At 69.5% G+C, this 21,607-nt stretch carries 15 protein-coding genes; 5 read left to right on the forward strand and 10 right to left on the reverse strand.

Annotation, left to right across the window (positions count from 1 at the left end; translation table 11 throughout):
• Positions 1-141: 141 nt before the first annotated feature.
• From ACIRF9_RS11845 to ACIRF9_RS11860, 4 genes are all read left to right on the forward strand, one after another.
• Entirely contained in the window at positions 142-2,550 is a 2,409-nt protein-coding gene (locus ACIRF9_RS11845; RefSeq protein ID WP_403819447.1) for a glycoside hydrolase family 2 protein, read from the forward strand.
• On the forward strand, positions 2,547-3,575 hold the full coding sequence (locus ACIRF9_RS11850) for a LacI family DNA-binding transcriptional regulator (protein WP_403819449.1): 1,029 nt from the start codon (positions 2,547-2,549) through the stop codon (positions 3,573-3,575). The genes ACIRF9_RS11845 and ACIRF9_RS11850 overlap by 4 nt, the downstream gene beginning before the upstream one ends.
• Positions 3,576-3,693: 118 nt before the next feature.
• Complete coding sequence (locus ACIRF9_RS11855; protein WP_403819451.1) at positions 3,694-4,911, forward strand: thiolase family protein; 1,218 nt, start codon at positions 3,694-3,696, stop codon at positions 4,909-4,911.
• Complete coding sequence (locus tag ACIRF9_RS11860) at positions 4,908-7,037, forward strand: 3-hydroxyacyl-CoA dehydrogenase NAD-binding domain-containing protein (RefSeq protein ID WP_403819453.1); 2,130 nt, start codon at positions 4,908-4,910, stop codon at positions 7,035-7,037. Before ACIRF9_RS11855 ends, ACIRF9_RS11860 begins: the two co-directional genes overlap by 4 nt.
• A gap of 270 nt (positions 7,038-7,307) precedes the next feature.
• On the opposite strand, the gene ACIRF9_RS11865 is transcribed toward ACIRF9_RS11860, so the two are convergent.
• The gene (locus ACIRF9_RS11865; RefSeq protein WP_403819455.1) at positions 7,308-8,324 is read right to left on the reverse strand and encodes a hypothetical protein; all 1,017 of its coding nucleotides are present in this window, start codon (positions 8,322-8,324) and stop codon (positions 7,308-7,310) included.
• Between the two features lie 119 nt (positions 8,325-8,443).
• Here ACIRF9_RS11865 and ACIRF9_RS11870 point away from each other — a divergent pair, with 119 nt between their 5' ends.
• A complete protein-coding gene (locus tag ACIRF9_RS11870; protein ID WP_403819457.1) occupies positions 8,444-8,815 on the forward strand; it encodes an NTP pyrophosphohydrolase in 372 nt (123 codons plus the stop codon).
• A gap of 244 nt (positions 8,816-9,059) precedes the next feature.
• Here the strand turns inward: ACIRF9_RS11870 and ACIRF9_RS11875 are convergent, their stop codons facing one another.
• The 9 genes from ACIRF9_RS11875 to ngcE form a co-directional block, all read right to left on the reverse strand.
• Positions 9,060-10,580 carry an amino acid permease gene (locus ACIRF9_RS11875; protein ID WP_403819459.1) on the reverse strand — a complete coding sequence of 507 codons (1,521 nt, stop codon included), beginning with the start codon at positions 10,578-10,580 and terminating at the stop codon, positions 9,060-9,062.
• Positions 10,581-10,727: 147 nt separating this feature from the next.
• Positions 10,728-12,656 carry a 1-deoxy-D-xylulose-5-phosphate synthase gene (dxs, locus tag ACIRF9_RS11880; protein WP_403819460.1) on the reverse strand — a complete coding sequence of 643 codons (1,929 nt, stop codon included), beginning with the start codon at positions 12,654-12,656 and terminating at the stop codon, positions 10,728-10,730.
• Positions 12,657-12,799: 143 nt separating this feature from the next.
• Positions 12,800-14,221 (reverse strand): sugar ABC transporter permease, encoded by a 1,422-nt coding sequence (locus tag ACIRF9_RS11885; protein ID WP_403819462.1) that lies wholly within the window; start codon positions 14,219-14,221, stop codon positions 12,800-12,802.
• Complete coding sequence (locus tag ACIRF9_RS11890) at positions 14,218-15,009, reverse strand: ATP-binding cassette domain-containing protein (protein WP_358999009.1); 792 nt, start codon at positions 15,007-15,009, stop codon at positions 14,218-14,220. Before ACIRF9_RS11890 ends, ACIRF9_RS11885 begins: the two co-directional genes overlap by 4 nt.
• Before the next feature lie 270 nt (positions 15,010-15,279).
• A complete protein-coding gene (locus tag ACIRF9_RS11895) occupies positions 15,280-16,362 on the reverse strand; it encodes a sugar ABC transporter substrate-binding protein (protein ID WP_403819463.1) in 1,083 nt (360 codons plus the stop codon).
• A 135-nt stretch (positions 16,363-16,497) separates the two neighbouring features.
• Complete coding sequence (locus tag ACIRF9_RS11900) at positions 16,498-17,697, reverse strand: ROK family transcriptional regulator (RefSeq protein ID WP_403819465.1); 1,200 nt, start codon at positions 17,695-17,697, stop codon at positions 16,498-16,500.
• Between the two features lie 318 nt (positions 17,698-18,015).
• On the reverse strand, positions 18,016-18,930 hold the full coding sequence (locus tag ACIRF9_RS11905; protein WP_403819467.1) for a carbohydrate ABC transporter permease: 915 nt from the start codon (positions 18,928-18,930) through the stop codon (positions 18,016-18,018).
• Positions 18,931-18,932: 2 nt separating this feature from the next.
• A complete protein-coding gene (locus ACIRF9_RS11910) occupies positions 18,933-19,859 on the reverse strand; it encodes a carbohydrate ABC transporter permease (protein ID WP_403819468.1) in 927 nt (308 codons plus the stop codon).
• A 27-nt stretch (positions 19,860-19,886) separates the two neighbouring features.
• Complete coding sequence (gene ngcE / locus ACIRF9_RS11915) at positions 19,887-21,350, reverse strand: N-acetylglucosamine/diacetylchitobiose ABC transporter substrate-binding protein (protein WP_403819470.1); 1,464 nt, start codon at positions 21,348-21,350, stop codon at positions 19,887-19,889.
• Positions 21,351-21,607 lie beyond the last annotated feature (257 nt).

Raw genomic sequence — 21,607 nt, forward strand, 5'->3', positions numbered from 1 at the left:
AGCACGTACGGGTGGTCGAGCACGAGCGGGTTGGCTGATTCGGCACTCTGACAGCGCTTTCCTCAACCGGTAAAGTCCCATTCCCGCCAAGGACGGAGAGATGGCACCCACCACTCGGCTCGACCGGTTCAGGGAGTGCGCATGCTGGAGGCTTCACCGCTCGGCGACGGATGGACCCTGCGGCACGAAGGAGAGGCGCTCCCGGCCGTGGTGCCGGGCTGCGTGCACACCGATCTGCTGGCGGCGGGGGTGATCCCGGATCCCTTCCTGGGGCGCAACGAGACCGAGGTCGCGTGGGTCGGGCGGCGGGAGTGGACGTACGAGACGCGGCTCGCGGCCGTGCCGTCCGGGCACGAGCAGACGGACCTGGTCTTCGACGGGCTCGACACGGCCGCCGAGGTCCGCCTGGACGGCCGGCTCCTGGGCCGGGTGCGGAACATGCACCGCTCGTACCGGTTCGACGTGACGGGATCGAGCGGGCCGCTGTCGGTCCGGTTCGCCTCCGCCTACGCCGAGGCGGAGGCGGTGCGCGGGAAGACCGGCGAACGGCCGGCCGCGTACGCCGAGCCCTACCAGTACCTCCGCAAGATGGCCTGCTCGTTCGGCTGGGACTGGGGGCCGACGCTGGTGACGGCCGGGATCTGGCGGCCGGTGCGGCTGGAGCGCTGGTCGACGGCACGGCTGGCCCGGGTGCGGCCACTCGTCACCGTCCGACGGGGCGCCGGCGTGGTCGAGTTGCACGTGGAGGTGGAGCGCACCCGGGTGGAGGCCGTGCTCACGCTGGAGGCCCGGGTGGGGGACGTGCGGGCGCGGGGCGAGGTGACGGGCACGAAGGGCGTCGTACGGCTGGAGGTGCCGGACGCCGAGCTGTGGTGGCCGCGGGGCTACGGCGAACAGGCCCTGTACGAGGTCGAGTTGACGTTGCTGCACGGGAGCGCGCCGCTCGACGTGTGGCGGCGGCGGGTCGGTTTCCGCGAGGTCGTGCTGGACACCTCCACCGACGCCCACGGCACCGGGTTCACCCTCGTCGTCAACGGGGAGCGGCTCTTCGCACGCGGCGTGAACTGGATCCCGGACGACGTCTTCCCGTCCCGGGTGACCCGGGAGCGTTACCGCGGACGGCTGCGGCAGGCCGCCGACGCCGGGGTGGACCTGGTCCGGGTGTGGGGCGGCGGGATCTACGAGAGCGAGGACTTCTACGACGCCTGCGACGAGCTGGGCCTCATGGTGTGGCAGGACTTCCCGTTCGCCTGTGCGGCCTACCCGGAGGAGCAGCCGCTGCGCGGGGAGGTGGAGGCGGAGGCCCGGGAGAACGTCGTACGGCTGATGCCGCACCCCTCGCTGGTGCTGTGGAACGGCAACAACGAGAACCTGTGGGGGTTCCGGGACTGGGGCTGGGAGGGACGGCTCGCCGGGAACTCCTGGGGGGAGGGGTACTACCTGGGCGTACTGCCGCGGGTGGTGGCCGAGTCGGATCCGACGCGGCCGTACACGGCGGGCAGTCCCTGGTCGGGGTCGTGGGCGCACCATCCGAACGACCCGGCGCACGGCACGCACCACTCCTGGGAGGTGTGGAACCGGCGGGACTACGCCGAGTACCGAAGTGAAGTGCCGCGGTTCGTCGCGGAGTTCGGCTGGCAGGCTCCCCCCGCCCACGCGACGCTGCGGCGGGCCCTGCCGGGTGAGGTGCTCGCGGCGGACTCCCCCGGCATGCTGCACCGGCAGAAGGCGCAGGACGGCAACGGCAAGCTGGAGCGCGGGCTCGCCCGGCACTTCGCCGTGCCGGAGGGGGACTTCGACCGCTGGCACTATCTGACGCAGGTCAACCAGGCGCGGGCGGTGGCCGCCGGGATCGAGCACTGGCGGTCGCACTGGCCGGTGTGCGCGGGGACGGTGGTCTGGCAGCTCAACGACTGCTGGCCGGTGACGTCGTGGGCGGCGATCGACGGGGACGGACGGGAGAAGCCGCTGTACCACGAGCTGCGGCGGCTGTATGCGGACCGGTTGCTGACCCTCCAAGTGCGGGACGAGGGACTGGTGTTGGCGGCCGTCAACCAGTCGGCCCGGGCATGGTCGGGGGTGCTGGAGCTGCGGCGGATGTCCGTGACGGGGGAGCTGCTGGGCGCCGTACGGCTCCAACTGGCCGCTGCCGCACGGGAGGTGGGGATCGTACGGGTCCCCGGAGAGCTGGAGCCGAGCGGCGCCAAGGAGTTCCTGGTGGCGGACGCATGGGGGTCCCCCCGCTCGAGCGAAGTCGAGAGTGGGGGACGGTTGCGGGCGTTGCACTTTCCCGTGGCCGACCGCGAAATCCCTTATCCCCGGCCCGGCTTCGAGGTGGCCGTGGGCCCCGGGACGGTCACCGTGACGGCCCGCACCCTGGTCCGGGATCTGCTGCTGCAGGCCGACCGGCTGGGGCCGGACGTGCGGGCCGACCGGGGGCTCGTGACGCTGCTTCCCGGGGAACGGGTGACGATCGGGGTGACGGGCTGGGACACTCCCGATGCCGATGCGGCCCGTGCCGCCCTGTTCTGCCTGGAGCCCTCCCGATGACGACCTCTCGCGTCACCATCAAGGACGTCGCCGCGCGCGCCGGCGTGTCCAAGGGGGCCGTGTCGCTCGCCTTCAACCGCAAGCCGGGGCTTTCGGAGGCGACCCGGGAGCGGATCTTCACGGCGGCGCGGGAGCTGGGGTGGGAACCGAACCTGACGGCGCGGTCGCTGTCGAGCTCGCGGGTGGACGTGGTGGGGCTGGCGATCTGCCGGCCGGCCCGGATGCTGGGACTCGAGCCGTTCTACATGGAGTTCGTCTCCGGGGTGGAGAGCGTGCTGACCGAGCACGCCTGCTCGCTGCTGCTGCGGCTGGTGAGGAGCGTGGAGGAGGAGGCCGGGCTGCTCGAGTCGTGGTGGCGGGGGCGGCAGATCGGCGGGGCGATCCTGGTGGACTTCCGGGCGGACGACCCCCGGGTCGCGGCGGCCGAGCGGCTCGGGATGCCGGTGGTGGCGGTGGGGCATCCGACGCTGACCGGGACGCTCACCTCGGTGTGGACCGACGACGCCACGGCGATGGCGGAGGCGGTGCGGTACCTCGCGGCGCTGGGGCATCGCCGGATCGCCCGGGTCGGGGGTGCGGCCGCGCTCGGGCACACGGTGATGCGGACGGCCGCCTTCGACGCGGCGGCGCGGAGTCTGGGGCTGGCCGGGGCGTGGCAGGTGGCCACGGACTACTCCGGGGAGGCGGGGGCGCGGGCCACCCGGTCCCTGCTGACCGCCGCCCCGCCGGACCGGCCGACGGCCATCGTCTACGACAACGACATCATGGCGGTGGCCGGGCTGGCGGTGGCCGCCGAGATGGGCCTGAGCGTCCCGCGTGACGTCTCCCTGCTCGCCTGGGACGACTCCCAGCTGTGCCGGCTGACCCATCCCACGCTGTCCGCGATGAGCCACGACGTGCACGGATTCGGCGCGGAGGCGGCCCGCACCCTGTTCGGCGTGATCACCCGCCAGGGACCGGGCTCGCATCCCGTACCGACTCCGGTGCTGACTCCGCGGGGGTCGACGGCGCCCCCGAAGGTGTGACCTTCGCCGCTTGGGCCTCCGGGACTGGGCAGTCACGTTACCCACAAGTAGCATGGCTCCTGAGCGCGCGCTCAGCGCATCGCAGCAGTGCCATCCCGCACCCTGGAGGAGAGCCATCGTGCCTCGTACCGTCAGGGACGTCGTCTTCGTAGACGGCGTCCGTACCCCGTTCGGCAAGGCGGGCCCGAAGGGCATCTACCACGAGACCCGCGCCGACGACCTCGTCGTGAAGGCGATCCGGGAGCTGCTGCGCCGCAACCCCGGTCTCGACCCCAAGAAGATCGACGAGGTCGCCATCGCCGCGACCACGCAGATCGGTGACCAGGGCCTGACCATCGGCCGCACGGCCGGCATCCTCGCCGGTCTGCCGACGTCGGTGCCCGGCTACTCCATCGACCGCATGTGCGCCGGTGCCCTCACCGCCGTCACCACGGTCGCCGGTTCGGTCGCCTTCGGTGCCTACGACATCGCCATCGCCGGCGGCGTCGAGCACATGGGCCGTCACCCCATGGGTGAGGGCGTGGACCCGAACCCGCGCTTCGTCTCGGAGAAGCTGGTCGACGAGTCCGCCCTGTTCATGGGCATGACCGCGGAGAACCTGCACGACCGCTACCCGCAGATCACCAAGCAGCGCGCGGACGAGTACGCGGTGCGCTCCCAGGAGAAGGCCGCCAAGGCGTACGCCAACGGCAAGATCCAGGCCGACCTGGTGCCGATCTCGGTGCGTCGCACGAACGCCGACGCGGGTGAGACGGGCTGGGGCCTGGTCACCGCCGACGAGCCGATGCGCCCGGGCACCACCCTGGAGAACCTCTCCGGTCTGAAGACCCCGTTCCGCGTCCACGGCCGGGTCACCGCCGGTAACGCGGCCGGTCTGAACGACGGCGCCACCGCCTCCCTCATCGCGTCCGAGGACTTCGCCCGCGAGAACAACCTGCCGGTGAAGATGCGCCTCGTGTCGTACTCCTTCGCGGGCGTCGAGCCGGAGGTCATGGGCTACGGCCCGATCCCGGCCACGGAGAAGGCCCTCGCGCAGGCGGGCCTGTCCATCTCCGACATCGGTCTGTTCGAGATCAACGAGGCCTTCGCCGTCCAGGTCCTGGCCTTCCTCGACCACTACGGCATCGCCGACGACGACGAGCGCGTCAACCAGTACGGCGGCGCCATCGCCTTCGGCCACCCGCTGGCCTCCTCCGGCGTCCGTCTGATGACGCAGCTGGCCCGCCAGTTCGAGGAGCAGCCGAACGTCCGCTACGGCCTGACCACCATGTGCGTCGGCTTCGGCATGGGCGCGACGGTCATCTGGGAGAACCCGCACTTCGAGGGGGACAAGTGAGCACCACCGCTGAGCTGCTGAAGGGTGCGGCCGAGCTGTTCCCGGACGAGGTCGTGACGTCGGCGCACGTACGCCACCTCGACCTGCCGTCCGGTGCGGGCCGTTTCGCCCTGATCACCCTGGACAACGGTTTCGACCACACCAAGCCGACCACCTTCGGCCCCGCCTCGCTCGCGAACCTGGGCGTCGCGATCGACCAGGTGGAGAAGGAGGCCGCGGCCGGCGAGATCGTCGGTGTGGGTGTCACCGGCAAGCCGTTCATCTTCGCCGTCGGCGCGGACCTCAAGGGCGTCGAGCTCCTGAAGGAGTACGACCACGCGCTCGCCATCGGCAAGGGCGGCCACGAGGTCTTCAAGCGTCTGTCGGCGCTGGCCGTGCCCACCTTCGCGTACTACAACGGCGCGGCGATGGGCGGTGGCGTCGAGGTCGGTCTGCACTGCACGTACCGCACCGTCTCGAAGGCGCTCCCGGCGTTCTCCCTGCCCGAGGTCTTCCTCGGTCTGGTCCCCGGCTGGGGCGGCTGCACGCTGCTGCCGAACCTGATCGGCGCCGACAAGGCCGTCTCGGTGATCGTCGAGAACAGCCTCAACCAGAACAAGCAGCTCAAGGGCCAGCAGGTCTTCGACCTGGGCATCGCGGACGCGCTCTTCGAGGGCGCGGACTTCCTGGAGCAGTCGCTGATCTGGACGGCGAACGTCCTCAAGGGTGACGTCGAGGTCGAGCGTCCGGTCATCGACCGCGGCGAGGCCTGGGACCAGGCCGTCGCGCGCGGCCGGTTCGTCGCCGACTCCAAGGTGCACGGCGCGGCCCCGGCCGCCTACCGCGCCCTGGACATCATCGCCGCCGCCAAGAACGGCGACCTCCAGCAGGGCTACGACGCCGAGGACACCGCGCTCGCCGACCTGATCATGGGTGGCGAACTGCGCGCCGGCATCTACGCCTTCAACCTGGTGCAGAAGCGCGGCAAGCGCCCGGCCGGTGCCCCGGACAAGAACCTGGCCCGCCCGGTCACCAAGGTCGGCGTCGTCGGCGCCGGTCTGATGGCCTCGCAGCTCGCCCTGCTCTTCCTGCGCCGCCTGGAGGTGCCGGTCGTGCTGACCGACATCGACCAGGAGCGCGTCGACAAGGGTGTGGGCTACGTCCACGCCGAGATCGAGAAGCTGCTCGGCAAGGGCCGGATCAACCAGGACAAGGCCAACCGCCTCAAGGCCCTGGTCACGGGTGTGCTGGACAAGGCCGAGGGCTTCGCGGACGCGGACTTCATCATCGAAGCCGTGTTCGAGGAGATCGGTGTCAAGCAGCAGGTGTTCGCGGAGGTCGAGGCGGTCGCCCCGGCGCACGCGATCCTCGCCACCAACACCTCCTCGCTGTCGGTGTCGGAGATGGCGTCGAAGCTCCAGCACCCCGAGCGGGTCGTGGGCTTCCACTTCTTCAACCCGGTCGCGGTCCTGCCGCTCCTGGAGATCGTCCGCGGCGAGCAGACCGACGACGCCTCGCTGGCCACGGCCTTCGCCGTCGCCAAGAAGCTGAAGAAGACGGCGGTGCTGACGAAGGACGCCCCGGCGTTCGTCGTGAACCGCATCCTGACCCGCTTCATGGGCGAGGTGCAGAACGTCATCGACGAGGGCACCCCGGTCGAGGTCGCGGAGAAGGGCGTGGAGCCGCTCGGCCTGCCGATGTCCCCGCTGGTCCTGCTGGAGCTGGTCGGTCCCGCGATCGGTCTGCACGTCTCGGAGACCCTCAACCGGGCCTTCCCGGACCGCTTCACGGTCTCCCCGAACCTCAAGGCGGTCGTCGAGGCCGGCAAGCGCGGCTTCTACGTCTACGACTCCGGCAAGCCGGAGCTGGACCCCGAGGTCGCCGCGCTCCTCAAGCAGGGCGACACGGTCCTCACCGAGGAGCAGGTGCGGGCGCGCGTCCTTCAGGCCGTGGCGCAGGAGATCGGGCTCATGCTCGACGAGGGTGTCGTCGCCGAGGCGCAGGACATCGACCTCTGCCTGATCACGGGCGCCGGCTGGCCCTTCCACCTGGGCGGCATCACGCCGTACCTGGACCGCGAGGGCGTCTCCGAGCGGGTGAACGGGAAGCGGTTCCTCGCCCCGGGCGTGGCGTCGGTCCCGGCGTAACCGTCGTACGGATGTGAAGAGGGCCTCCGCCGGTGCGGCGGAGGCCCTCTGTCATGCGTCGGCCTTCTCGGCGGCTGCGAGCCTCGCCCTGAGTTCGGCGTTCTCCGCCTCCAGGGCGATGCCGATGCCGGTCCGGCCTGGGCCCTTGACGACGAGGTCCTCCAGGCCCGGGTTGTTCCGCAGGACGATCAGGGCACCCTTGGTGGGCCCGTCGGTCGCGGCGCCGCTCTTCCACCCCGGGCACGGACAGCGGGCCGAGAAGCCCGCCGCTCACACCTCCTGCCACGCCGTCAGCGCCAGCACCGGCTCGTCCTTGCGGCGGCTGAGGCGCAGGCGGCCGGTCGACGGGGACAGGGTGGCGGCCACCGCCCGGTCCTCGTGGTCCACGGCCAGCGCCACCTCGGCGTCCGACTCCAGGTGGGGGCCGGACTCGGTCCACCAGGCACCGGCCGACTCCTGTTCGGTGGGGTACGCGGCGAAGGCGACCCGGCCGCTCGCGGAGCGCTGGGCGAGCAAGGTGCAGTCGTGGCCGTCGAGTTCGCAGCGGATCGCGGCGACCGGGCCGGCCCCCGCCGCGGCGAGCAGCGGGGCGGGTTTGTCGCCGGGGCGCCAGGCCCACAGGTCGCCGGAGTCGTCCGTGTAGAAGAGGGTGGTGTGCTCCGGGGAGGTGGCCAGCGCCCGCAGCGTGCCGGGGCGGACCGGTGCCTCCAGGGCCTCCTCCAGGACTGGCTGCCCGCCCGGTTCCGTCTGCCGCCAGTGCAGGATCCCGCCGGACACGGCCGCGTACGCCTCGATCCGTCCCGACTCCCCCGTCACCGCGACGGGCGGCCCCTCGACGCCGTTGCCCTTCAGGTCCCGCCAGGGCTCCCAGCCGCCCTTCTCCTTCTGCGCGACCATACGGATGCCGGTGGCCTGGTCTCGGACGAAGACATGGGCCCGCCCCTGGGCGTCCACCGCCACGGCGGGCGGGCCGGTGCGGGCGCCCCGCTTGTCCGGGTGGCCGACGGGCACCCAGTCCAGCGGCGCGAGCAGGGGCCGGTAGTGGGTGGAGTGCACCAGGCCCGCCTCCGCCTTCACGGTGGGCCGCCAGGACACCAGATGGGCGTAGCCGTCGACGCCATGGCCGACGGCGAGCACCGGGTGCACCTTCTGGTCGCCGCCGACCCTGCGCGGACCGTCCCAAGGCCCGCCCGGTGCGCGTTCCGCGCGGCACAGGACGGCGTCGTCCGACGTCAGGTAGACACTGAGCCGCCCGTCGCGGCCGCGTATGAGCCAGTCGCCGTTCACCCGTTCACTTTATGTCGGCACCTCCCCGGCCACTCCCGGCGGGCCTGCTGTCGTGGCGTTCGTGGGACGGCAGCCGGCCGGCCGGTGTTCCGGTGTGGTGGGCGTGGGACCCTGGCCGTATGGACGACAGGCCCGTACTGCTGGTGATCGTGGACGGCGCGAACGTGGTCGGGTCGGTGCCCGACGGGTGGTGGCGGGATCGGCGGGGCGCCGCGGAGCGGCTGCGCGACCGGCTGGCCGTGGACGGGCTGCCGGGGCATGCCGGGCCGGTGGAGATCGTGCTCGTCGTCGAGGGCGCGGCGCGCGGGGTGGAGCCGGCGCCCGGGGTACGGGTCGAGTCGGCGGTCGGCAGCGGGGACGACCACATCGTCGGCCTGGTCGCCCGGGCCGACGGCCGCCCCCGGCTGGTCGTCACCGCCGACCGCGAACTGCGCCGCCGGGTGACGGAGCTGGGGGCGGACGTCACGGGGCCGCGGGCCGTACGAGGGTGAGAGCCTGTGTCATATCCCCGGTCGGATCAGGGCGCGGCGTCTGGTGCTCCCCCAGAGGGGGGACCCCCAGATCGCAAGGCGCCGGAGCGCCCTCGATGGGGGTGCCCCCGCTCGAGCGCATTCGAGAGTGGGGGAGGAGCCACGTGGGCGTTTCGGCAACGCGGCTGGGGGTCCCCCCTCTGGGGGAGTGCGTGCCAGACGCCGCGCGCCCGGCCGGGGATATGACACAGGCTCTGAGGGCGGGTCAGTCCTCGCCCGCTTCCCCCTTGGCCACCTGTGCGGCCGTGGTCTCGTGGTGTCGGCCCAGACGGCTGTGGGAGCGGCCGTAGAGGAAGTAGACGAAGAAGCCGATGATCATCCAGACGCCGAAGCGGAGCCAGGTCTCGGCGGGCAGGTTGAGCATCAGCCACAGCGAGGCGCACACCGACAGGATCGGGATGACCGGCACCCAGGGGGTGCGGAAGGCGCGGGGCAGGTCGGGGCGGGTGCGGCGGAGGATGATCACACCGATCGCGACGACCACGAAGGCGAACAGGGTGCCGATGTTCACCAGCTCGGCGAGTTCGCTGAGCTTGGTGAAGCCGGCCAGGATCGCGATGAGGCAACCGAGCAGGATGGTCGGCCGGTGCGGGGTCTTGAACCGCGGGTGGACGTGGGAGAAGAAGCGCGGCAGCAGTCCGTCGCGGCTCATCGCGAAGAAGACCCGGGTCTGGCCGAGGAGCAGGATCATGCAGACGGTCGTGAGGCCGACGGCGGCGCCGAAGCTGATGAAGCCCGCGTACCAGGGGTGTCCGGTGTGCTTGAAGGCGTCGGCGAGCGGCGCGCTCACGGACAGCTTGGTGTAGTGCTCCATCCCGGTGACGACGATCGACACGGCGACGTACAGGACCGTGCAGATGATGAGGGAGCCGATGATGCCGCGGGGCATGTCGCGCTGCGGGTTGCGGGTCTCCTCGGCGGCGGTGGCGACGACGTCGAAGCCGATGAACGCGAAGAACACGACGGAGGCGGCGGTGAAGATGCCCATCACACCGAAGTTGGAGGGCGCCCAGCCGAACATCAGCTGGATGAGCGGCGCTTGGAGGTTGTTGCCCGCCGGCACGGTCTGCGCCTTCGGGACGAACGGGTCGTAGTTCTCCCCGTGGATGAAGAAGAGGCCCGCGATGATCACGGTCAGGACGACGGTCACCTTGATGGCGACGACGACCGAGGTGACCCGCGCGGAGAGCTTCGTGCCGACCACGAGGATCGCCGTGAGCAGCAGCACGAGGGCGGCGGCGAGGATGTCGAAGCCGAAGCCGCTGGCCTCCTCCCGGGTACTGAGCGCCTCCGGCAGGTGCCAGCCCGCGTTGTCGAGGAGCGAGGCGATGTACCCGGACCAGCCGACGGCCACCACCGCCGTGCCGAGCGCGAACTCCAGGACGAGGTCCCAGCCGATGATCCAGGCGGGCAGTTCGCCGAGGGAGGCGTACGAGAAGGTGTACGCGGAGCCGGCCACCGGGACGGTGGAGGCGAACTCGGCGTAGCACAGCGCGGCGAGCCCGCAGGCCACGCCGGCCGCGACGAAGGCCAGGGCGACGGCGGGTCCGGCGTTGTTCTTCGCGACCGTGCCGGTCAGGACGAAGATGCCGGTGCCGATGATGACGCCGACGCCGAAGACGGTCAGATCGAGCGCGGACAAGGATTTCTTGAGCGCGTGCTCTGGCTCCTCGGTGTCGAGGATGGACTGCTCGACCTTCTTCGTCCGGAAGAGGGTGCTGCTCACGGGATACCTCCCACGCTGTGTCGTCCTCGACATGATCGAGAGGGGGCACAGACCGTATGCCCCGGCGCGGGCCGGTTAACGCGAATGGGCCGGTTTCACCACTCTTGGCAGTGGTGGAACCGGCCCATTCGGGCGTGTCGTGTGGCGTCAGTCGCGGGCGGGCTCCACGGCGTCCACCTCTGCGTCCGGGGTGCCGTACTTGGCGTCCAGCTTGGCGACGAGTCCGGTGACCTGGCGGGCGATGTCGGGCGCGGTCAGGCCGATCTCCGCCATGACCTCGGCGCGCGAGGCGTGGTCGAGGAAGCGGGGCGGGATGCCGAAGTCGCGCAGCGGGACGTCGACGTCCGCGTCGCGCAGGGCCTGGGCGATCGCCGAGCCGACTCCGCCGACGCGGCTGTTGTCCTCGACGGTGACGACCACCCGGTGGCGCTCGGCGAGCGGGGCCATGGCCTCGTCGACGGGCTTGACCCAGCGCGGGTCGACGACGGTGGTGGAGATGCCCTGCTTGTCGAGCAGACCGGCGATCTCCAGGCACATCGGCGCCAGGGCGCCCACGGAGACGAGCAGCACGTCGGGCGTGTCGGTGCCCGGCGCGCGCAGCACGTCCATGCCGCCGACGCGTCCGACGGCGGGTACGGCGGGGCCGACGGCGCCCTTGGAGAACCGTACGACGGTGGGCGCGTCGTCGACGGCGACGGCCTCGCGCAGCTGGGCGCGGACCTGGTCGGCGTCGCGCGGGGCGGCGAGCCGGAGGCCGGGGACGACCTGGAGGATCGACATGTCCCACATGCCGTTGTGGGAGGCGCCGTCGGTGCCGGTGACACCCGCCCGGTCCAGTACGAACGTCACACCGCACTTGTGGAGGGCGACGTCCATGAGGACCTGGTCGAAGGCGCGGTTGAGGAAGGTGGCGTACACCGCGAAGACCGGGTGCACCCCGGCGTGGGCCAGGCCCGCGGCGGAGACGGCGCCGTGCTGTTCCGCGATGCCGACGTCGTAGACGCGCTCCGGGAAGTGCTTGGCGAACCGGTCGAGCCCGACGGGCTGGAGCATCGCGGCCGTGATGGCGACGATGTCCTCGCGCTCCTCGCCGAGCCTGACCATCTCCTCGCCGAAGACGGAGGTCCAGTCGGCGCCGGAGCTGCTGATCGGCAGGCCCGTGTCGGGGTGGATCCTGCCGACGGCGTGGAAGCGGTCGGCCTCGTCCTGGAGGGCGGGCTGGTAGCCGCGGCCCTTCTCGGTGAGGCAGTGCACGATGACGGGGCCGCCGAAGCGCTTCGCGCGCGCCAGCGCGGACTCCAGGGCCTCGATGTCGTGGCCGTCGATCGGGCCGACGTACTTCAGGCCGAGGTCCTCGAACATGCCCTGGGGGGCGATGAAGTCCTTCAGGCCCTTCTTGGCGCCGTGCAGGGTGTCGAAGAGGGGTTTGCCGACGACGGGGGTGCGCTCCAGCAGGTCCTTGCCGCGGGCCAGGAAGCGTTCGTAGCCGTCGGTGGTGCGCAGGGTCGCGAGGTGGTTGGCGAGGCCGCCGATGGTCGGCGCGTACGAGCGCTCGTTGTCGTTGACGACGATGACCAGCGGGCGGTCCTTGGCGTCGGCGATGTTGTTGAGCGCCTCCCAGGCCATACCGCCGGTCAGGGCGCCGTCGCCGATGACCGCCACGACGTGGGCGTCGCGTTTGCGGATCTCGTTGGCCTTCGCGATGCCGTCGGCCCAGCCCAGCACGGTGGAGGCGTGGCTGTTCTCGATGACGTCGTGCTCGGACTCTCCTTGCGAGGGGTAGCCGGACAGGCCGCCCTTCATCTTCAGCCGGGAGAAGTCCTGCCGGCCGGTGAGGAGCTTGTGGACGTAGGACTGGTGGCCGGTGTCCCAGAGGATCTTGTCCGTGGGGGACTCGAAGACCCGGTGCAGGGCGATGGTGAGCTCGACCACACCCAGGTTGGGGCCGAGGTGGCCGCCGGTCTTGGACACGGCGTCGACCAGGAAGCTCCGGATCTCCTCTGCCAGCTGGTCCAGCTCCTCCAGGCTGAGCCGGTCCAGATCGCGCGGTCCCCTGATGCGGGTCAGCAGCGGCACCCGTGCCTCCTTGCAGTAAAAGCTGTTCGAGCTGTTGCCGGGCTCGTCGAGTCTAATGTTCCGCCCGGCCGACTATGACACGACTGTGCCCGGCACCGTGTAAGTGCCGGGCACAGTGAGTTACCTACGCGCGAGAGGCGCTGTTAACCGCGACCCGCAGCCTTCTGAGACTTGCGCGACACGGAGTCGATCACGACGGCGCCCAGCAGAACACCACCGGTGATCATGTACTGGATCGAGGTGTTCATGTTCAGCAGGTCCAGACCCGTCTGGATGGACTGGATGACCAGCATGCCCAGCAGCGCGGACCAGACGGTACCGCGGCCACCGAAGAGGCTGGTGCCACCGATGACGGCCGCCGCGATGGCGAGCATCAGCGTGTTGCCGCCACCGGCGCTCAGCGTCGCACTCGCGGTCTGACCGGCGAAGAACATACCGCCGATCGCCGCGAAGCCACCGGAGATGGCGAACACGGTGATGCGGATCATCGGCACGTTGATACCGGCACGGCGGGCGGCCTCGATGCCGCCGCCGACCGCGAACACCTTGCGGCCGTACGTCGTGCGGCGGAGCACGAAGTCGACGATCACCAGCGCCGCCAGGAAGATCACCAGCGCGTTGGAGACACCGGCCGCGTCGTTGAGGACGATCGCGGAGGCGAAGGCCGCGACGGCGAGCGCGCCGACGCGCAGCAGGATCTCACCGGTCGCCCGGAACGGCACGCCGGCGGCCTTGCGGCGGCGCTGCTCGTTGAAGTTGCCGACCAGGGAGAGCACGACGGCGAGGCCGGCCAGCAGGTAGGCGCCGATGATGGCCTGGTCCATGAAGAAGGAGCTCTGGCCGAGCAGGTGGATCGGACCCGAGTCCGACGGGATGTTGATGGTGCCGCTGGCGCCCAGCAGCCACAGCATCAGACCGTTCCAGCCGAGGAAGCCGGCCAGGGTGACGACGAACGCCGGTACACCGATCCTGGCGAAGAACCAGCCCTGCAGCGCGCCGATGGCGATACCGGTGAGGACCGCGAGGATCAGCGCCAACCAGGAGTTCATGCCATGGGTCACCACGAACACGGCGAACAGGGTGGAGGCCAGACCGCTGACCGAGCCGACCGACAGGTCGATCTCACCGAGCAGCAGGACGAACACCAGGCCGATGGCGAGCATGCCGGTGGCCGACAGGTAGTAGCTGATGTTCGAGAGGTTGTCGGCGCTCAGGAAGCGGTCGTTCTGCAGCTGGAAGATCGTCCAGATGACGATCAGGCCGATGACCACCGGCAGCGAGCCCAGCTCGCCGCCCTTCACCTTGCGCTTGAACTCGGTGATGTAGCCCTTGAGTCCCTCTTCGCGGACCAGCAGTCGCGGGTCGACGACGGCGACCGGCGCGGCCGTGGGGTCGTCGGCGGGCGCGACGGTGTCCTGCGTCTCGACGACGCCCTTGGTCTTCGCGGCCTTCGCGGCGTCGGCCTTCGCGTCCGTCTCCGCCTTGGTGACCTCGGTCTTCGCGGCCTGAGCGGTCTTCTCCGGCTCCGAGGAGTCGCTCTTCACGGTCTTCGACGTGTCGCTCACTTTGCCGCCTCCGCGGTGCGACGCCCCGCACGACGGGTCACGGCATTGTCCGTGGCACCCGTGATCGCGGCGATGATCTCTTCGTGGCTGGTGTCCTTCACGGGGAAGGAGCCGTTGTTCTTGCCCAGGCGCAGGACGGCGACGGTGTCCGCGACCGCCTTGACGTCGGCCATGTTGTGGCTGATGAGGATGACGCCGAGGTCGCGCTCGCGCAGCCGCTCGACCAGGTCGAGGACCTGCGCGGTCTGCTCGACGCCGAGGGCGGCGGTGGGCTCGTCGAGGATGACGACCTTCGGGTCACCGATCAGGGCGCGGGCGATGGCGACGACCTGGCGCTGACCGCCGGAGAGGCTCGCGATCGGGATGCGCACGCTCGGGATCCGGATGGAGAGCGTGGACAGCAGCTCGCGGGCGTTCTTCTCCATCGTCACCTCGTCGATGACGCCTCGGTGCAGCAGCTCGCGGCCGAGGTAGAGGTTGCCCACCACGTCGAGGTTGTCGCAGAGCGCGAGGTCCTGGTAGACCGTCGCGACGCCGAGTCCCTGGGCGTCGTGCGGCTTGGTGATGCTGACCGGCTTGCCCTCCCACTCGATGACGCCCTCATCGATGGGGTGGACACCCGCGATCGTCTTGACCAGGGTCGACTTACCTGCGCCGTTGTCGCCCACCAGGGCGACCACTTCTCCGGCGTGGACCTCCAGATCGACATCGGTGAGTGCCTGCACCGCACCGAATCGCTTGGAGACTCCGCGCAACGCCAGCACGGGCGTAGCGGACACGTGAACCATCTCCTTCGCCGCCTGACCGGCGGGGATGCCGCGCTTGGGGGTGTGCGCGGAGGGACGTGCGGGAGGCGGCGGAAGGCCGCGTCACACACGAGGTTTACAAGATGAACATGCGCGAATCCGCTGCGCTTGGCAACGGTTCCGTCCGACGCCCGCCCCGGCAGCGGGGTGTGAAGGTGGGGCAGGCGTCGGAGGGGTTTCGCGGGACCGCTCGGCGGTCTGGGTCCGGGTCCCTGGGCGGGACCCGGACCGGGCTACGCGGGGTGCGCGTGTTTACTGCAGGCCGGCCTTCTTGCAGGCGGCGGCGTAGTCGGCGGTGCAGATGTCCGCGACCGTCCACAGACCGTCCTTGACGACCGTGTCCTTGATGTTGTCCACGGTGACGGACACCGGGGTCAGCAGCTTGGCCTGGACCTTGTCGCCGGAGCCGCTGGTCACGGTGGTGTCGGCCAGGGACTTGATGTCCTTGCCCTCCAGCAGGTTGACCGCGAGCTCGGCGGCCGTGTCGGCCTCGGGCTTGTAGGCCTTGTAGACCGTGGCGGACTGGGTGCCGGCGACGATCCGCTGGATGGCGGCGAGCTCGGCGTCCTGACCGGTCAGCGGGATGTCGCTGATCTTCGCACCCTTGAGGGTGTTGGCGATGCCACCGGCCATGCCGTCGTTGGCGGCGTAGACGCCCGCGATGTTCTTGGCACCGAGCTGGGTGATGGCCGCGGACATCTTCTGGGCGGCGACGGTGTCCTTCCACAGACCCGACTGCTCGTAGGCGATGTCGACCTTGCCGTCGAGGATCTTGTGGGCGCCGGCCTTGAACTGGGCGGCGTTCGGGTCGGCGTCGTCACCGTTGATCATGACGACCTTGGACTTGGTGGTCGCCTTGGAGCCGAGGGCGTCGAGCAGGGCCTGGCCCTGGAGCTCGCCGACCTTCTCGTTGTCGAACGAGACGTAGGCGCTGACCGGGCCCTGGGCGAGGCGGTCGTACGCGACGACCTTGACGCCCTTGTCCACCGCGGACTGGATGGAGGACTTGATGGCTGCGGAGTCCTGGGCGGAGATCACGATGACCTTCACACCCTTGGTCACCATGCTGCTCATCTGCTGGGCCTGCTTGGCCGGGTCGGCCGCGGCGTTCGCGTACTGCACGTCGCAGTCGGAGCACAGCTCCTTGACCTTGGCCTCGAAGAGCGGCTTGTCGAACTTCTCGTAGCGCGCGGTGACGCTGTCGGGCAGCAGCAGGCCGATGGACTTGCTGTCCGAGCTGCTGCCGGAGTCGTCCTTGTCGTCGCCCGCCTTGCCGCACGCGGCAATCGACAGTGCCATGGAGACGGCGGTGGCGCCGATCACGACTCTACGCATCGTTGCGTTCATTTGGGGTGTGCCTCCCTGACAGGGCCGCAACGCTGCGGCCGAGGTGGCTCGAAGTCAACTCGGCCGCAAGTTCGACGTCAAGAAGTAAATACTTAACGAGATGGCAACGGCGTCATGCGTTCTCTAAGTGAAGGCAGGTGTCGCAGCCGACAGTGTGCCGTCCAAAAGGGTCGAATCGCCCATCTCGCTGAGTGCGAGAGCGAGCGCTCCGAGCACCTCCGCGCGGCCCCCAAGTGCCCCCGGGAGAACGGAGAGTTGACGCGCCGCACTGGGGATCGCATAGCGGCCGACGGACTCCCTGATCGGACCGAGCACCAGCTCACCGGCCTCGGCGAGATCACCGCCCAGGACCACCCGGCTCGGGTTCAGCAGGTTGCAGAGATTGGCGACTCCACTGCCGATGTGGCGGCCGACGTCGGCGATCACCCGACGGCAGCCCGGGTCTCCGTCCCTGGCCAGCCGCACCACACCCTCCATCGTCAGATCCGTGCCGTGGCTGGACTGGAGGAGCGGCAGCACATAGCGCGCGGCCGCGAAGGTCTCCAGGCAGCCGCGGTTCCCGCAGCGGCAGACCGGTCCGGATTCATCGAGTGTAATATGTCCGATTTCACCCGCGGTTCCGCCGGGCCCGCGATAGATCTTCCCGTCGATCACCAGACCGGCGCCGACACCGCTCGCGACCTTGATGTAAGCAAGATCACGTACGCCCCGACCGCTGCCCCAGACCAGTTCTCCGAGGGCGCCGAGGTTGGCGTCGTTGTCCACGTGCACGGGCACCCCGAGGCGCCCTCTGAGCTCCTCGGCGGGTCTGGTGCCGATCCAGCCCGGCAGGATGGCCGAGGAGCCGAGCGTGCCGGACTCCAGATCGATCGGGCCGGGGACGCCGAGCCCGATGCCCGCGATCTTCGTCCGGTCCACCCCGGTGGCCTCGATCAACCGGGTGACCAGCTGTTCCGCCCGGTCGAAGCCCTGGCTCGAGGAGGCGTCCACGTCCAGCGGCTCGGACTCCTCGGCGAGCACCTGGTGGGCGAGGTTGCCGAGGGCGACCCGTAGATGGGTGTGGCCGAAATCGACCCCGATGACAATGCCGGCGTCGCCGCTGAGCGATACGCTGCGCGCCCTGCGCCCGCCCGCGGAAGTGGGCGTGACCTCGACGGTTCCGCCGTCCTTGAGCTCGCGCACGATGTTGGAGACGGTCGCGGCGGACAGACCGGTCGTCCGGGCGATCTCCGCCTGCGTGAGGGACCCGGCCAGACGCACGGCGCGTACGACTCGCTCCAGGTTGGCTCGATGCAGCGACGACTGCGACCCCGGAGTCTCCACGACGACCTCCTGCGCGCGGGACCGCTTCAATGAGGCCCCGTCTATGTCCAACTAGTGAACTCTAAGCTGAGCCGTTCGGGTCCACTCCCGTCAAGAGGTTGAACAGTATCCGCGCGTTCGAACAGTTCGACCCGCGAGGGCCCGGCGGAGCGTTGCGGGGCGTGCGGGGGCGGCTGCGGGGCGTTGCGGAAAGTGGCATTCCGGTGCGGAGCGCATGGGTGCACGGGGGCGTGAAAACGGGCGGGGAGCTATCAAAAGCGGCGTACACGGACACCCTGCGCGCCGGGTGACCGTGTACGCCGCGTGAAGGCGCCGGGTTTACTTCAGAGCCCCCGCTGTCAACCCCTGCACGACCTGGCGCTGGAAGACGATGTACGCCGCGAGGACGGGGAGCATGGCCATGACCAGGCCGGCGAAGAGCCCGGACCAGTCCCCCTTGTAGCCCTGGCTGACGGCCAGTTGGACGAGGCCCTGGGTGAGGACCCGCTTGTCGGGGTCGGTGTTGAGGACCGTGGGCAGCATGTACTGGTTCCACTGTCCGAGGAAGTTGAAGATGCCCACGCTGATCAGGCCGGGTTTGGCCATCGGCAGCATGATCTGGAAGAAGATCCGGGTGTGCGAGGCGCCGTCGACGAACGCGGCCTCCGCCACCGACGTCGGCAGGGTGCGGAAGAACGCCGTCAGGAAGAACACCGTGAACGGCAGCGAGTAGGCGATGTAGACGAGGATCAGTCCGTGCAGGGTGTTCAGCAGCCCCATGTTGTTCACCACGTAGAACAGCGGGACCAGCGCCAGCATGATGGGGAAGCTCATGCCGCCGATGAACAGGTAGTAGATGAACCGGTTGCCGGGGAAGTCGAAGCGGGCGAGGACATAGGCGGCCATGGAGCCGAAAACCAGGGTGCCGATGAGCGAACCGCCCACCACCAGGGCGGTGTTGAGGAAGTAGTCGCTCATGTTGGCCTCGGTCCAGGCCCGCGACCAGTTGTCGAAGCGCAGGGTGTCCGGCAGCGACCAGGGCGAGCCGAAGATGGAGCGGTCGTCCTTGAAGGACGTCATCACCGCCCACAGCAGCGGCAGCACCACCATCACGGCCCACAGAACCAGCACGCCGTGCGAGAAGACGTTGAGGACCCTGCCCTCGGTCTTCGGCGCCGCGGGCGCCTTGCCGGCCGGGAGGTCGACCTTGGTGACGGGGGCGGGGGCGGGGACGGGGGGTTCGGTCGTCTTCATCCTCAGTACTCCAGCCGCTCGCGTCGCCCCAGTCGCATCACGACGGCGGCGAAGGCCAGCGTCACGACGAGCAGGGCGACGCCGATGGTGGTGGCGTAGGCGGCCTGACCGTCACGGAACGCCTTCTGGTACACGTACAGGACCATGACGGTGGTCGAGTAGTCGGGGCCGCCGGGGCCGGTCGTCATGATCTGCACGACCGCGAACGACTCGGCACCGAGGGCGAGGATGCCCATGTAGACCCAGCCCGACTGCACGGTGTCCCAGAGCAGCGGCAGGGTGACCCGGAAGAACGTGGTGGACCGGTTCGCGCCGTCCAGGAGGGCGGCCTCGTACAGATCGGCGGGGATGGAGGCCATGCCCGCCGAGAACAGGACCACGAAGAACCCGACCGTGGACCAGACGAGGACCGCCATCACACACCACAGCGCGAGGTCGGGGTCGCCGAGCCAGAGCGGCTGGACGCCGTCCAGCCCGACGCCCCGCAGGAAGGAATTGATCGCTCCGCTGTCCGGGTTGTACGCGAAGGCGAACAGCAGTGCGACGATCGCGATCGACAGCACCTGCGGAAAGAAATACACGATCTTGTAGAAGGAGGAGCCCCGGACTCCGGAAACGACCGGGCCTCCTTTCCTTCTCCGCCCGCCGACATTGATCATGAAGGCCAGGAACAGCGCGAAACCGATCGTCACGAGCGGCACCAGGAGTGCGAACAGCAGGCTGTGCCAGAGGGACTTCCAGAAGATCTGGTCGTCCAGCATCCTGCGGTAATTGTCGAAGCCGACCATCTTGAATTCGGGGCTCAGACCGGTCCAGTCCGTGAACGAGTAGTAGATGGACTGGATGAACGGCCAGACCACGAAGAGCGCGTACAGTCCGAGAGGAACCGCCAGGAACCCCACGATGAACCGGTACTTGCCGTGCTGCATCGCCACTCCGGTGCCGTCGGGAATGCGTTACTGGTGCTTGTAGTGCTTGATGCTGGTGTCCTTCGCGGCCGCGTCGGCATATCCCTGGATCTTGTTCATGGCCTCCACCGGGGTGAGCCGCCCGGCCATCATCTCGCCGAGACCGCCGACCCCGATCTGCTCCTTCTGCAGCTGGACGTACCAGTCCTGCATCCTCGGGTTCAGCACGTTGTCGCCGGCCTTCTCCAGCGCGGCGACACCCGACTTCAGGCCGGGGGTGAGGGAGATGCCGTCGGTGCCGCCGTTGTACGCGGTGAGCGACTTGACCTTGGCGGTGAAGTTCTTCGAGGACGCCTCGCTGAGCATGACGCGCAGCTGTTCCATGCCGCCGGAGGCGTTCTTCGCCTTGGCCGGGACGATGAAGGGCTCGCCGCCTGAGGCCCAGATGGTGCCGAAGGGCATCTTGTCGGAGGAGTCGATGCCGGTGGGCGCCGAGACGGCGAGGTCGAAATCGGCGGGGATGACCTTGGCCGACTCGTTCTCCACCCAGGAGCCGTTGGGGATGAACAGGGCCTTGCCCTCGGCCCACGCGGTCTGTGACTGGATGTGGTCCAGGCCGGGGGTGCCCTTGAGGATGTAGCCCTTCTTGTAGAGCTCGTAGTACGCCTCGAAACAGGCCTTGACGGCCGGGTGCTTCCAGGCGTTCGGCTCGAGGTTGTCGATGGCGTCGAGGACCTCGCGGCCGCCGACCTTGCCGATCATCGGGTAGAGCGAGAAGGGGATGTAGTACGGGTATTTGCCCGCGTACGTCCAGCCCGCCATGCCCTTCTTCTTGGCCTTCTCGCAGACCGCGAGCATCTCGTCCCAGGTCTCGGGATAGGCGGAGTCCAGCGAGTCCAGGGCCTTCTGCGAGTACCAGACGCCGTAGACGGTGTAGGCGTAGTACATGATCCAGACCGGGTCGCCGTCGAACTGACCCATCTCGACGATGCCGGGACGCAGGGTGTCGCGGACCTTCTTGGCCGGGTCGTCGTAGGAGGGCGCGTCGAGCAGCGGGGTCAGGTCGGTGAGCTGCTTCTTGCCGACCAGGACGCCCATGTCCATCTGTTCGGCGCCGGAGTTGTCGATGAGGTCGGGCGGGGTGCCCTGGTTGAAGCGGGGCTGGAGCGTGGACTGGATCTTCTGCGTGGCGGAGAACTTCACCTTCGCCTTCGGAAAGTCCTTCTCGTAGATCTTCACGGCGTCCTCGGCGTACTCCTTGCCGAAACCGCCGTCGAACAGGACGAATTCCATCTGGGCGGTTTCGTTGACCGCAAGGGGGTTCTTCGCCGTCTTCTTTCCGGCCTTCGCCTTGTCCTCGTCACCGCCGCCGCTGCTGGCGCACGCGGAGAGAAAGCCCACCGCGGGAACGGAGATGAGGCCGAGTGCGGCGGACCGCCTGATCAGATCGCGGCGGCCGACGCCCGCCGATTCGCCGTTCACGGCACCGTTGTTCTCGGAGCTGGATCCCATGCTCAAGTCCTCGCCTTCTCCAGGACTCAGGCGGTGAACCGGATCCTCCCCGGGCACCGCGGTCAGGTCGAGCAGAGTCGTGCGGGTCGCGTGAATCGCCGACAGGTATAGTCCAGTTCCCGTCGATTGATCAAGATCGAACGCAAGGTTGACCATGGGTCTTTTCCGAGTTGAGACCTCCCGGAAATATGAGCGGCCCATGGTCGCCTTGCCGGAAAATTCCACGACATGTGCCCCGCCCGGCGCAATCAACGTCC

The organism is Streptomyces sp. NPDC096132 (assembly GCF_044763345.1).
Lineage (GTDB): Bacteria > Actinomycetota > Actinomycetes > Streptomycetales > Streptomycetaceae > Streptomyces.

What these genes read in the sequence shown, in the direction of transcription:
- ACIRF9_RS11845 (WP_403819447.1), top strand. Translation starts at nt 142, where the DNA reads ATGCTGGAGGCTTCACCGCTCGGCGACGGATGGACCCTGCGGCACGAA.
- ngcE (WP_403819470.1), bottom strand. Translation starts at nt 21,350, where the DNA reads ATGGGATCCAGCTCCGAGAACAACGGTGCCGTGAACGGCGAATCGGCG.
- ACIRF9_RS11895 (WP_403819463.1), bottom strand. Translation starts at nt 16,362, where the DNA reads ATGCGTAGAGTCGTGATCGGCGCCACCGCCGTCTCCATGGCACTGTCG.
- ACIRF9_RS11870 (WP_403819457.1), top strand. Translation starts at nt 8,444, where the DNA reads ATGGACGACAGGCCCGTACTGCTGGTGATCGTGGACGGCGCGAACGTG.
- ACIRF9_RS11910 (WP_403819468.1), bottom strand. Translation starts at nt 19,859, where the DNA reads ATGCAGCACGGCAAGTACCGGTTCATCGTGGGGTTCCTGGCGGTTCCT.
- ACIRF9_RS11850 (WP_403819449.1), top strand. Translation starts at nt 2,547, where the DNA reads ATGACGACCTCTCGCGTCACCATCAAGGACGTCGCCGCGCGCGCCGGC.
- ACIRF9_RS11890 (WP_358999009.1), bottom strand. Translation starts at nt 15,009, where the DNA reads ATGGTTCACGTGTCCGCTACGCCCGTGCTGGCGTTGCGCGGAGTCTCC.
- ACIRF9_RS11905 (WP_403819467.1), bottom strand. Translation starts at nt 18,930, where the DNA reads ATGAAGACGACCGAACCCCCCGTCCCCGCCCCCGCCCCCGTCACCAAG.